Origin of the sequence: Enterococcus nangangensis, from assembly GCF_005405245.1 — a bacterium.
GTDB lineage: Bacteria > Bacillota > Bacilli > Lactobacillales > Enterococcaceae > Enterococcus_J > Enterococcus_J nangangensis.
The window spans coordinates 198,149-211,162 of the sequence record NZ_BJDR01000001.1; the positions used below are offsets into that span (position 1 = coordinate 198,149).

Genomic DNA, 13,014 nt, shown 5'->3' on the forward strand with positions numbered 1-13,014 from the left:
TACTTCTTTTTTATGTTACTGAGGTTTTTTACCAATCTGCCATAAAGCTAAGAGGATTTTTTCTAAGCGACGAAAATCTTTAGGCTGCGGCAGTTGATCACCGTAACGCATCCGTTCGTAAATCGCTGTCGCTGCTTTAAAGTCTTGTCCTAACTCTTCGTTAATCGCCGCTAATTGTTGCTGATACTCGCGCAGGGTCATGGCTGGTAAGCGGGGAATTTTTTTGTTGGCCTTTTTCAAGAGCCAACGAAATGCTTGAGGATAATCATTTAAGAGATAGCGTAAATAAAATAATTGGCTTTGGTAAATAATTTTTTTATGGAAGAAAGCAAAGATACCCAGTAGTAAAAAGCAAAGCCCCAGAAGTAAGATACGCCACCAAGAAATTTTGACGGAATTTTTAGTATCCGCAGTTGTAGAAGCTGTTGTCTCAGTACTAGCTAAGGTACTACTCACAGTCGTAGAGCTTTCTTTGGTGGATTGTTGCGACTGCTTTTCACTTTCAGTACTACTGCTACTGGAGGAATAAATCGTTTCTTCATTATTAGCAGCTTCCCGCGGTGTTTGTTCTACAGGAGAGTTAAAAGAAGTGGTGGGTTCAAAAGGAATCCAGCCATATTGAGCAAAGTAGACCTCCGGCCAAGAATGAGCTTCCGCACTAGTAATTCGGAAAAGTTTTTGCCCCGCGGGAGTATAACCAATCATGGTGCCACTGGAATAGCCTTTCGTCCAACGTGCCGGAATGCCTAAAGAGCGTAGCAAGACCACCATGCTAGAAGAAAAATGATCACAATACCCTACAGGATCTGTAAATAAAAAGTAGTCGACAAAATCGGCGTCCTTTGGTAACGTTGTGGCATCAATTTTTGAATAGCGAAACTTGCCACTATTTTTCAAATAATCTTCCACTGCTTTGACTTGTTGATAGTAACTGGTGGCCTCCGCAGTGACCTCTTTAGCGAGATTGACCACCCGGGGCGGTAAACTTTCCGGTAAGGAATAATAAGCGCCTTTAGTTAAACTGCCGGTTTGATTGTTTAAAGAGCTATTGGCTTGCTCCAGTGTGACGGTAGCTAAAAGTTCTGGCGTATAGATGGCAGGCTGATAGGTATAAGTGAAGCGAGCCTCCTCTTCAGAAACGTCTTTTAAGTACAAACGATTGTGATCAGGCGCATAAAAAAGATGTTGGCCATTTAATAATTTTGCTTCCGGTGTGTAATTGACGACACCATAGGGAATAGGTAAATAAGTCGGCTTTTCAAAAAAGGAGAGGCGCACCGTTTCAGCAGGGCCGAGACTCGTGAAACCACTTTCCAGTTGCCAGTTGGTAGGTATCGTTTTTTCTAAGTGATGATTACTATTTTCCCAACCACGTCCTGTGTAATAATCTTTATTTTCAATTTTCCAGTAATGACTAGAGTCTTGGCGGGCTTGAAAGATTGTTTCATGACTATCAATCATGGGTCCTCCCAAGGCACTATCGTCTTCAGAAAAGCCTTGCTCTTGGGGAAAATCACTACGACTCACTTCATTGACAAAATCATAAAAGCCTTGGTCGTTAGCTAGCGTTCGCCAGACACTACTGTGAGTAATTAAAGAGCTAGCAAGTTGTGTTTTGGTGTTGGTTAAATAATAAGCGCCCATAAACATCACGCTTAAAGCGGCGATACTCAAGAAAAAATTCCAAAAGCGCAAGCCACTGCCGTGAACTTGTTGTAAGAAGCGTGCTAGCAAAAGAAAAATAGTAAAGTTAATTACGGCTTTTAGTGTATCTTGTTGGTTTAAAATTTCTAAAAGGACCATTAATAAAATGCCAGTCGCCAAAAGAGGCATGAAGCGCTGATATTTTTGGAAAAAGATGACTAGTGGAATTAACAGGAACAAAAGAAAAGTTAAAACCAGCATCGGTGGCAGTTGCGTAAGCTCTTGATTGGCGAAACGTTGCCATAATTGCCAACTATCAGCAAAAAAGCTACGCCAAAGTTGCAGATAGTTATGAGGATAAAAGAGCGTGCCAATAACGTAACTCCCCATGAAAAAGCTCCCTAAAAAGATCCACAGGTCGCTAAACTTTCCTAGTGCTAGAAAGCAGAGAAAAATAAGATACAAGGTGAAAGGGCGACTTAAGATAATTGCGTTTGCTTCGGTTAGTGGATCCAACCAGGTTGTCAGGGCTAAGATTAAACTTACAGTAGACAGCAGACGCAATAAGAGTTGTGTCGTTTGATTAGGTAATTTTAAATCTTCCATTGAGCCACCTCCTTAGGTAATAAAATGGTTTGGTGGCGATGGGTAATTTCAATTCCTGGTTTTTTCAAGGTTAAGAGGTAGCTGTCGTTGTCTTTTACTAGCTTTTGCAGCTGCGGATTTTCCGTGATTAACGTGACGTCGGGCACAAAGAGGAGTAGCGTTGTTTTTTTGATGGTAGGTACTATCAGTTGGTCACTAGGAGTAAATTGCGTCCAGAGTTCATTGCTGACGCGAGACACTTGATAGTTTTCTTTCCCCAGTAAATGATAGGTGACGGTGGTGTCTTTCAAACTACCTAAAAGCCTCCGCTGTTCTTCTAACAGATTAGTAAAGCTGTAAAAAAGTCCAAAATTTTCTTCTATATGGAGAACGTCCGCACCATAAAAGACTAGGGCCATTTCTTGTAAAGGCTCGTTTTCCAATTCCCGCACGACTACTTCCCCAAGGCGCGCGGAGACTTTCCAATCAATTTGTCGTAAGCCATCGCGATACTCGTAACGTCGGAAATTTTTTAAATCATAGCTTTTTTGGGCATCCCCTAAAAACGGCTGGGGCTTTTTCAAATATAAAAATTGAAAAAGCGCTTTGGCTTGAGGCGCTAAGTCATAGGGTAAAACAGTGAGCTGTAAAGGGAAGGGGCGCGTTTGTTCTTTTAAAGCAATCCCTAAAAGATCGCAACTCGCTAAGGTTAAGGAAAAATCTTGATATGTCCCGCGGGGAAAAGGGGCAAAGTGGATCCCGAGCTTACCGCGATGCCAAAAAGAAATATCCCTTTGAATTTGGCGGGTGGGATGATGAAGAGTAATCATTAAAGCCGGGTAAAATTGCTGTAAGCCACGGCCAGTAAAAGTCATGGTCAATTTAGTATGTTCACCGCTATGAATCGTAAAAACTTCTGGGCAGCTAACGTGAATGCGGCGCAAAGAAGCCAGCAGGCGCAAACTTAAGCCTAGGTAAAAAAAAGTGGCTAGCCAAAATAAAAACCAGCCGGTGGTGTTGTTGAATAAAAAAGCATAGGCTAAGATAAAAAGATAAAAAAGCAAGGCGATTAAAAGTTTGCCACTAATTCGTAAGTAATAGCGCCAACTTTTAGTGGGTAAGGGAATTTTTTTCATGAAGCCACCTCTACAAAGGAACAGGAACGTGTTGCAAAATCTTTTGCAGAAGCGCTTCTGTTTCTTTTTTGCTAAAAGCACCGGTGCTTAAGAAGATGCGGTGGGCAAAGGTCGGTAAGAAGACCGCTTTAAAATCGTCAGGCACACAAAAGTTACGTCCTTCCACTAAGGCGTAAGCTTTGGCAGCTCGTAAGAAGGCCAGTCCACCCCGCGGCGAAGCACCTAAGCGAATTTCCGGTTGATTGCGGGTAGCTAAAATTAAAGATAAGGCATATTCGTATAAGTCGTCGGTTACGTGCACTTCGCTAGCTAATTTTTTTAAAATAGAAAGTTCTGCTAACGTTAAAACACCTTTAAGTTGTGGTAATAATTTTTCTGTATCGGTGCCTTTCAATAATTCTAGCTCTGCTTCGTAGTCGGGATAGCCAATGGATAAACAAAATAGAAAACGATCCAGTTGTGCTTCAGGCAAAGGATACGTTCCTTCGTACTCAATGGGATTTTGGGTGGCCAAAACGAAAAAGTTTTCTTCCATGGGGTAACTAGTCCCATCTAAGGTCACCTGGCGCTCACTCATAACTTCTAACAACGCAGACTGTGCGCGGGGAGTAGCACGATTAATTTCATCTGCCAATAAGACAGTCGTAAAGACTGGCCCTTCCTTAAACTCAAAGGTGTGGGTTACAGAATTGTAAATGGCGCTACCTAAAATATCACCAGGTAAAAGGTCGGGAGTAAATTGAATTCGTCCGTAGCTTCCTTGAATACTGGCAGCTAAAGCTTTAATTAAAGTGGTCTTCCCAACACCTGGAACATCTTCAAACAAGATATGGCCGTCTGCTAGTAGCGCAGTAAGCGTTAATTTTAATACTTGGCGTTTTCCTAAAATAATTTTTTCCATGTTATCCAAGAGTTCTTGGACTTTTTCATGGGCAATTTTCATGGTTTTAGCATCCATGAGATCACATCCCTATCTTGTGGCTTTTTCTTTATTTTAGCGGATATTTCATGATTACTCAAAGTATAAATTATTTTTTGAAAAAATCAGCTAAGGGTCTTGCTTATTCCCGCTAAACTGACTATCATACTTAAAGACTATTAAAACGGGAGGCAGGTTTTGCGCCATGCATGATATGACGTCGGGGAAACCTTACAAATTAATTTTTTATTTTACGATTCCACTTTTTATCGGTAATTTGTTCCAGCAATTTTATAATATCGCCGATACGTTAATCGTGGGGCGCGCTTTAGGCGAGAATGCTTTAGCCGCAGTGGGCTCTACTGGGAGCATTAACTTTTTAATCATCGGTTTTGCTCAAGGGTTAACGGCGGGCTTAACAATTATCACCGCCCAGCGTTTTGGTGCGCGTGATCCAAAAGGGGTGCGACGTAGTTTTGCTACCTGTATTAGTATTTCCGCGATTGTGGCTGTCTTACTTACCCTCCTGAGTGTCATTTTTGTGCGGGATATTTTGCAGTGGATGCAAACGCCTGCTGATATTATTGATCAAGCAGAAGAATTTATTACCATTATCTTTTGGGGGATTCCTTTTTCCATTGCCTTTAACTTGCTTTCTAACGTTTTGCGAGCTTTAGGGGATAGTCGGACGCCGCTCTTTTTCTTAGTTATTGCTGTAATCGTTAACATCGTCTTAGATTTAATTTTAATTCCTTATTTTCATATGGGGGTAGCAGGCGCGGGGATTGCTACCGTTACTGCCCAAATTGTCGCTTCTCTCCTGTGCGCTTTTTATATTTATAAAAAGATTAACATTTTACATTTTCGTCGCAAAGACTTTGGCTTAAATAAAGAAGAATGGACAACGCATTTGCGGGTAGGATTACCCATGGGTTTTCAGTCTTCCATTATCGCTATCGGATCTATCGCGTTACAAACAGCCTTAAATAGTTTAGGGACCCAAGTTGTTGCCGCCAACACAGCGGCAGCCCGCATCGACCAATTTGCGACCCAACCCATGGCTTCCTTTGGGATCACCATGGCGACTTTTACTGCGCAAAATTTAGGTGCTAGAAAGTTCAGCCGTATTATGGAAGGCGTGAAGCAGTGCTTAATTATGTCGTGTAGTTTTTCGGTAGTAGCCGGTGCAGCGATAATTATTTTTGCTAACCAATTGGTGATGATGTTCTTAAAAGAACCTGATCCCCAAATTCTTTCCTTATCGCGAATTTACTTTATTATTAATGGTTCTCTTTATATCTTGTTAGCGGTCTTATTCATTATTCGTTACACGTTGCAAGGCTTAGGAAAGAGCTTTGTACCTACTATGGCTGGTATCGCTGAACTTTTGATGCGGACTGGTGCGGCCGTCTTTTTAGCGCGTTCCTTCGGTTATCCAGGAGCCGCTTCAGCTAACCCCTTAGCGTGGCTAGGTTCCCTGTTGGTCCTTATTCCGTCTTACGTCTTAGCAGTAAAAACTTTGCGGACGCTAAAAGATGGCGATGCTATTCCCAATAAATTTTAACCAGTCTTAGACTTTTAAAACTGTGCGGACATCATTGCTGCACAGTTTTTTTTCGCAAAAATTTTCCGTTCATTTTTTCACACTTTGTGCAAAAGCCCGATAAAAATTGTTAATTTACCAATAGGCGACAAGAGGAAAAGTTATTAATATTGAAAACGTAAACAAATAAAAAGGAGATGTCAAGATGCCAGAGATTACGATTCCTTGGTATGCGGCGATTATCGGGTTAATTATCGCCATTATTTTAATTTTGAAAAAAGTTCAACCCGTCTATTCATTATTTTTAGGAGGAATTGTTGGCTGTTTAATTGGTGGCGCCTCCATGGTGGATACCGTGAATGTTTTAATCGGTGGCACGCAAAGTATTATGGGGACGGCCATTCGCGTATTAGCTGCTGGGATGCTAGCCGGCGTAATGATGGAGTCCGGATCAGCTGAAGCGATTGCCCATGCTATTGTGACTAAATTAGGAGCCCAAAAAGCTATTTTTTCCCTTGCTCTTTCCACGATGATTATTACAGCTGTTGGGGTCTTCATTCCGGTTGCTGTTTTGATTGTGGCGCCCATTGCTTTATCTGTCGGAAAACAAACAGGGATTTCTAAAATCGCTTTATTGACAGCGCTCTCTGGTGGTGGGAAAGCCGGAAATATTATTTCTCCCAATCCCAACACGATTGCGGCGGCCAATGGCTATAACTTAAATTTAAGTGATGTCATGATTGCTGGTTTTATCCCAGCTTTGTTCGGTTTAGCAACGGCGGTAATCATCGCTAATATCATTAAGAAAAAAGGCGGGATGGTGAAAGATTCTGACGTGAAAGACGAAGAAGAAAAGACCTTAATGCCTTTAGGAAAAGCTTTAGTCGCTCCTGTCTTATCCATTGTTTTATTATTGTTGAATCCAGTGGGGACGATGTTACACATTAACTTCTTAGCTAATCTGAAAATTGATGCGTTATATATTTTACCCTTTGCTTCAGTCGTTGGCACAATTGCTATGGGTCATGGACGGCACTTGCGGAAGTACGCAGCTTCCGGAATGCGTCGTGTCACTGACACGGTATTAATCTTAATTGGTGCCGGAGCGATTGCTGGTTTGATTTCAGTTTCTGATTTATCGACACAAGTCGTCAACCTAATTGATGCTGCGGGTATTTCTGGAACCTTCTTAGCACCGATTGCCGGAACGTTAATGGGCTTAGCAGTAGGTTCTACTTCTACGGCCGTAATCTTAGCCACCGGTTCATTTGGAGAAGCTATTTTAGCCACAGGGACGGCGCCATTAGCCGCCGCTGTCATGACCCACACTGGGGCGACGGTTATTGACCAATTGCCGCAAGGAAATTATTTCCACATTACTGCTGATTCCATGAAGATGTCCATCAAAGAACGGATGAAAGTCATTCCTTACGAATTTTGTGTTGGTTTGGTGATGACCATCGTAGCTACTGTATTATACGGCTTTATTTTGAAATAGGAGTGAAGAGACGTGAGTAAATGTTTTGTAATTGCCCCCGATTCTTTTAAAGAGAGTTTGTCAGCTAAAGAAGCGTGTGAAGCATTAGCTAAAGGGGTACGTAAAGTTTTTCCAGATGCTAAAATTATCAACGTCCCCATGGCTGATGGCGGCGAAGGCACTGTGGATTCTTTAATCGATGCTTTAAACGGTAAAAAAATTGAAGTTGAAGTCAACGGTCCTTTAGCCGGTGAAAAAGTAACGGCCTACTTTGGTTATATGGCAGACACGAAAACGGCCGTCATGGAAATGGCCAAAGCCAGTGGCATTGGTTTATTGGCGCCTGCTAAACGTAATCCTTTAATTACGTCCACATACGGTACTGGTGAAATGATGGCCGCCGCCATGGATTTAGGCGCTGAAAAAATTATCATTGGGATTGGTGGTTCGGTAACTAACGACGGTGGTGCAGGGATGGCCCAAGCTCTCGGTGTTAAGTTATTAGATGCTGGAGGTGTGGAGCTACCTTTAGGCGGTGGTGCTTTAGGAAAATTAGCCACTATTGATCTAACTAACTTAGATCCACGTTTAGCTAAAACCCAAATTACTGTAGCCAGTGATGTGACCAATCCTTTAATTGGTGAACATGGCGCCTCCCATGTCTTTGGTCCGCAAAAGGGAGCTACACCAGAAATGGTGGCCCAACTAGATGCCAACTTAGCCCATTATGCGGCAGTAATTAAAAAGACTTTGCAAAAAGATTTAGCTAATTATCCTGGCGCTGGCGCAGCTGGTGGCTTAGGCGCTGGACTACTGGCCTTTACGCAAGCCGAATTAAAACCAGGAATTGACATTGTGGTAGAGATTAATCAGTTGGCCGAAAAAATCGCGCAAGCCGATTACGTCTTCACTGGTGAAGGGGGCATGGACTTCCAAACTAAATTTGGGAAAGCTCCTTATGGGGTGGCGAAAGTCGCCCAACGCTACGGCAAACCCGTCTTTGCTTTTGCCGGTTACATCGGCCAAGATGTCGACGTTTTATACGATGAAGGCATGACGGCTATCTTTGGAATTTTAAGCAAAGCACAAAGTCTGGAAGAAGCGTTGGCTAGCGGCGCTGAAAATTTAAGTCGCACCAGTGAAAATGTCTGCCGCGTTTTAAAAGTAAACGCCTAGACTTTACAGATTGAAAAAAATAGTTGAAAATAAGAGGACTGTGCAGCGCTGTGCTGCACAGTCCTTACTGCTAGTCAATGTTAAATTATTTTGCGAGGTGTCCCATGAGTTCTTTAACAAAAGAGCAAGCGGCGTTAATCGTCCGCAAGTTGATGGATGATATTCCCTATAACATTAATATCATGAATGACCAAGGGCGGATTATCGCTAGTGGTCATCCTGAAAGAATCGGTTCCCGCCACCGAGCTGCTGAGCGAGCCATTCGTGAAGGCCGGATGGTGGAAGTGGATCAAGATACTCCATTGGAAAAGCAAGGTACCAACGAGCCGATTATTTATCAAGGGGAAGTCATTGGCGTGGTGGGTATCTCTGGTGCGCCAGTGGAGGTTCGTCCCTTTACCAAGTTAGTTAAAACGATTGCCCTGATGTTGATTGAAGACTTAGCTCTTTATAAAAAGCAAGAAGAGAGTCGCTTAGCGAAAGTAGCCTTTATTCAACAGCTGCTACAAGCACCTCACCACTATGATGAAGTGTTACAACAAGAGGCTTTGAGTCGCTATCACTTAATGTTAGGTCAAAATTATCGGACACTTTATGCCAGTGACTTAACTTTTTTCAAAAAATATTATCCGCAGCAAGAACTTTTCGCCTATGAAGAAGGGTGGATTATTTTTGTGCGGGAAAAAGATTTTATTGCGCTGCCCAAAGTAGCTACCAGTTTTACCGGTTTTTTGTTAAGTACCACTAGTGCAGTCTATTTGGCCGAAAGTTTATTAAAAATTAGACATACGCTATTATTTTTGCAGTTGATGGGCTATGACGCAGGTAGCTACGCGACGGAGGATTTTTTCTTCAGCCAATTTCTTAGTTTTCCAGTGGCACCTAATCCTCAACTGTTGGAAAAAGTAACGGCTGCCCGCGAGTATTTTCCAACGCTGGTGGAATTTGTAAAGAATCGTTCCAGTATCAACCAAACTGCTGAAAAATTGCACATTCACCGTAATACTTTGAACTATCGTTTACAAAAATTGCAACAAATCACTGGTAAAGATCCCCATCTCTGGTTTGAGTTATGGGAATTACTGTATCACTTTGCTTACCAATATCCTCATTTGGCAGAATAAAAAAACTCTTCATCCAAGTTTAGTGGGATGAAGAGTTTTTCTTACTTTTTGTCGCTTTTGGATTCTTTTTTGTTTATTTAAGCTGTCGCTGGGGGTTAAAAAGGAAATAATCGGTAAGCTTAAATAAAAAATCATCACGAGCTTAGGTTGAACAAAGGCTAGGCCAATTAAAATTAAATTCCAGACTAAAAGCACGCCGACTCTAATGATGGAAAAGCGCTGAGTGAAAATGAGAATTTGGCGATTCTTGTCCCAAATTTCTTCTTGCAAGAGGGCGAACATAAAGTTTTCTAAGAGATTGATTACTAGATAGACAACACCGTAGTTAGCAATAGCTAAGGATGTAGGTTCCTGCATAATCCACTTGGTCATTAAAGGAATTAAAGACAAGGTACCCAAGAAAAGAAAATTCATAATCAGCGTAGATTTTTTTGCTGCATTCAAATGACTCATAGTGTTGTGGTGTTGGTACCAAAAGTTACCCACGATAAAAAAGCTGACGATAAAAATTAAAAAACTCCAGACAAACGTACCATAACTGACATTCCCTGCTGTTGGTAAAGGAATTTCCAAAACCATGATGGTACTAATGATGGCAATCACTGCATCATTAAAAAGTTCCAAGTGTTCTTTTAATTTTGCTGGATCTTCTTGATGGAACGTCTTTAACGCATTGTGGACCTCGGCTAACTCTTCTTCCGAAAATTTATCCCGTAAATCATTTTTACGACTCATCTTACTCACCAACTTTATTTTTTTTTGCTAGTGTACGGCAAGTTACCTAAAAACTCAAGGATTGTTTGCGATAGTAAACATCATAGGCTTCATCGTGAGGTGGGAAAGGAAGTTCAGCTAAAATTTTTTTAAAGCCTAATTTTTCGTAAAAATATTTCACCGGCTCATTGTGAAAAGTCCTTGTGGAAAGAATGAAGTCAGTCTTTTCCGTTTGAATCAGTTGGGTCATTAAAGCAGTAGCAATCCCAAGTTTTTGAAAAGCTGGCCCTACGGCGAGCTCGTTGATTTCAACGGGTATTCCTTGAAAAGTGGGGGCCAACAGCGGATAAACTTGGGCACCCCACCAACCCGTTGGATCATAATCAGTAACGTAAAGAAGGCCGACGATTCCTTGACTTTTAGTGGCCACATAAATGCGGGGCTGTAAATTTTGGGCTAAAGCTTTTTTAAAGCGATTATCTAAGGTCCAATCCAGCTGAAAAGCGGTTTGATAAATTTCGTTTAAGCGGTCTTGCGCTTTTTCGTAGGCGGCTAAACTAGCAATTAATTTTATTTCCATCCGTCTTCCTCCTTTAACGTCCTACTTTTTCTTTATTGTAGCACGACTTTTTCCCGACCCCCAAAAAGTTAGATGGCGTTTTTTTCCAGAATGCCCCAGAAGTATTTTTTTATGCTACAATAAGACGTGATTTTTTGAAGAAAGTAGGAATGTTTCTTGGATATTTATTTACAGAAAGCTTTACTGCAAATTGTTGACCGCAATCAAGGGGAACCTGTCTGTTCAGCGGTGGAGTTAGATTTAACGACGGAATACGTGCGGGAATACTTAACAAAAAAAATTAACGGCTTGTCTTCAGGACAGACGAAACTAGGCCAGTTAAAGCACGGCTCAGCTTTTGTCGAGTACGCCAAAAGATTAACGGCAGACTTTGCTGAAAGCGCCGCTTCTTTAACGCAACACTGGTACCAAACCTATCAAGAAAGTGAAGATGGTCCTAGTTGTGATGTGTTCATTTGTTTATACGAAGCGGACACGGAACTTTATCTCGCCTTTTTCAAAGTAAATTTCCATGATGCCTATACTCATTACGTGGAAGGTAGTGAAGCGGGAATTGAAAATCAATTGATTTTGCATCGGGCGATTTTATCCGGCAAGACTCAAAAGGCGGATGAAGGTTTACTCTTAAAACTCAGCGATCTCAGTTATCAATTGATTGAGAAAAAATATACTTTTTCCGGTGAGAAACGCTTTTATTTTTCCACGGCAGTCTTAGAAAGTGCCCCTTTGCCTTCTTTAGATGAGAACGTCAAGGTCATTAAAAAAGTCGCCGAAAAAATTGGCGAAAAATTTGCTACTCCCAAGTACGATATTGTAGCCGAGGTGAAAGAAGCGGTCTTTACCAGCATTAGCGAAACTGGCGTCATGCAAGTCGAAGACATCGCCGAAAAAGTTTTCCATGATAATTTTAGTGCTAAAACAGCTTTTAAAGAAGAAGTCTTGGAAAAAGGTTTTGTAGATGAGGCCCCCATTGTGGAAGAAATCAAAAAACAACCTGCTAAAAAATTTGGTAAACAAAAGTTGAAACTTTCCAATGGCATTGAATTAATCGTACCCGTGGAGGTTTATAAAAATCCCGACTTGATTGAATTTATTAATAATCCTGATGGCACAATTTCCGTGACCATCAAAAATGTGGAAGAAGTAATTAATCGCTTGTAAGAAACTTATGAGAGATTCCTTTTTCAAGAGAGAAATTGAAGTTTTTAAGTTGCAAGTCCCATTTTTTCTATTAAAATAAAGAAAAAGAGGGTGGCGACAATTAAAAAAATAAAAAAAACTATCTTTCGACTCTGTTTAGTTGTCGCTATTTTAGTGGCGGCCGGAGCACTTTTACTACGCTTTTACAGCTATGGTGCTAGTAATACAGCAGAGTTGGTGGCACAGCAAGACGCCAACGAGGCTAGCGATGTCTTGTATTTTCCTAAAAGTGAAGTAGGTCAAGAAAATTTACCCGCCATTATTTTTTATCCAGGGGCTTTTGTGGCTCCCGCCAGTTATAGTATCTGGGCCCACGCTTTAGCTTTGCAAGGTTATCCGGTGTATATAATTAAATTACCGTTGAATTTAGCCGTTTTAGCGCCGAAAAAAGCAGCCGAGGTCATTGAAAAATATCAACTCACCGATTATGTTTTAGGGGGACACTCCTTAGGTGGGGTAATGGCTAGTCGTTTTGCCCATGATCATGCTGATGATCATTTGAAAGGCATTTTCTTTTTAGCTAGTTACCCTGATGAAAAAGGACGGCTGGATGAATTTAATTTACCGGTACTTTCGATTACCGGTAGTCGGGATGGGGTTTTAGATTGGGATGATTATGCTGCGGCTCAAAAATTTTTACCGGCCCAAACAAATTATAAAATGATTCAAGGGGGCAATCACGCAGGTTTTGGTAGTTACGGTGCACAAAAAGGTGATTTTTCAGCCGATATCACCAACAGCAAGCAACAAACTTTAATTGCTGAAGCTATCATTACTTGGCTCTCCCAACAAAAAAATCAAGAACACTAAAAAAAGCAAACGTCTTGCGGAATTTTTCCGGCTCTTTGTCAACTGGTGTTGTTTCACATTAAATTCGCTTAGGGAAGTACTTCGGTACTTCTCTTTTTGTGTTCGG

Annotated in this window: 11 protein-coding genes; 6 read left to right on the forward strand and 5 right to left on the reverse strand. The window is 41.4% G+C overall.

Annotated features, from left to right (window positions below):
• Window positions 1-15: 15 nt before the first annotated feature.
• Genes FFM57_RS01085 through FFM57_RS01095 form a run of 3 tightly spaced genes read right to left on the reverse strand, consistent with a single transcriptional unit; the run spans window position 16 to window position 4,323 of the window.
• Window positions 16-2,250, reverse strand: coding sequence for a DUF4129 domain-containing transglutaminase family protein (locus tag FFM57_RS01085; protein ID WP_137598672.1), 2,235 nt, complete (start codon window positions 2,248-2,250; stop codon window positions 16-18).
• Window positions 2,238-3,365, reverse strand: coding sequence for a DUF58 domain-containing protein (locus FFM57_RS01090; protein WP_137598673.1), 1,128 nt, complete (start codon window positions 3,363-3,365; stop codon window positions 2,238-2,240). Before FFM57_RS01090 ends, FFM57_RS01085 begins: the two co-directional genes overlap by 13 nt.
• Window positions 3,366-3,375: 10 nt before the next feature.
• Window positions 3,376-4,323, reverse strand: coding sequence for an AAA family ATPase (locus FFM57_RS01095; protein ID WP_246023336.1), 948 nt, complete (start codon window positions 4,321-4,323; stop codon window positions 3,376-3,378).
• A 166-nt stretch (window positions 4,324-4,489) separates the two neighbouring features.
• Here FFM57_RS01095 and FFM57_RS01100 point away from each other — a divergent pair, with 166 nt between their 5' ends.
• The 4 genes from FFM57_RS01100 to FFM57_RS01115 all read left to right on the forward strand — a co-directional run bounded on the left by FFM57_RS01100 (window position 4,490) and on the right by FFM57_RS01115 (window position 9,604).
• Window positions 4,490-5,848 (forward strand): MATE family efflux transporter, encoded by a 1,359-nt coding sequence (locus FFM57_RS01100; RefSeq protein ID WP_137598674.1) that lies wholly within the window; start codon window positions 4,490-4,492, stop codon window positions 5,846-5,848.
• A 184-nt stretch (window positions 5,849-6,032) separates the two neighbouring features.
• Complete coding sequence (locus FFM57_RS01105) at window positions 6,033-7,325, forward strand: GntP family permease (protein WP_137598675.1); 1,293 nt, start codon at window positions 6,033-6,035, stop codon at window positions 7,323-7,325.
• A gap of 12 nt (window positions 7,326-7,337) precedes the next feature.
• The gene (locus FFM57_RS01110) at window positions 7,338-8,480 is read left to right on the forward strand and encodes a glycerate kinase family protein (protein WP_137598676.1); all 1,143 of its coding nucleotides are present in this window, start codon (window positions 7,338-7,340) and stop codon (window positions 8,478-8,480) included.
• Between the two features lie 104 nt (window positions 8,481-8,584).
• The gene (locus tag FFM57_RS01115) at window positions 8,585-9,604 is read left to right on the forward strand and encodes a CdaR family transcriptional regulator (RefSeq protein ID WP_170999835.1); all 1,020 of its coding nucleotides are present in this window, start codon (window positions 8,585-8,587) and stop codon (window positions 9,602-9,604) included.
• A gap of 9 nt (window positions 9,605-9,613) precedes the next feature.
• On the opposite strand, the gene FFM57_RS01120 is transcribed toward FFM57_RS01115, so the two are convergent.
• Window positions 9,614-10,339, reverse strand: coding sequence for a TMEM175 family protein (locus tag FFM57_RS01120; protein ID WP_137598678.1), 726 nt, complete (start codon window positions 10,337-10,339; stop codon window positions 9,614-9,616).
• A 46-nt stretch (window positions 10,340-10,385) separates the two neighbouring features.
• Window positions 10,386-10,898: a GNAT family N-acetyltransferase gene (locus FFM57_RS01125; protein WP_137598679.1), complete on the reverse strand. Its 513-nt coding sequence runs from the start codon at window positions 10,896-10,898 to the stop codon at window positions 10,386-10,388.
• Window positions 10,899-11,054: 156 nt separating this feature from the next.
• On the opposite strand from FFM57_RS01125, the gene FFM57_RS01130 reads away from it, so the two are divergent.
• Window positions 11,055-12,059 (forward strand): nucleoid-associated protein, encoded by a 1,005-nt coding sequence (locus tag FFM57_RS01130; RefSeq protein ID WP_137598680.1) that lies wholly within the window; start codon window positions 11,055-11,057, stop codon window positions 12,057-12,059.
• 90 nt (window positions 12,060-12,149) lie between these two features.
• Window positions 12,150-12,908, forward strand: a complete 759-nt coding sequence (locus FFM57_RS01135) for an alpha/beta family hydrolase (protein ID WP_246023338.1) — start codon at window positions 12,150-12,152, stop codon at window positions 12,906-12,908.
• The last annotated feature ends 106 nt before the right edge of the window (window positions 12,909-13,014 follow it).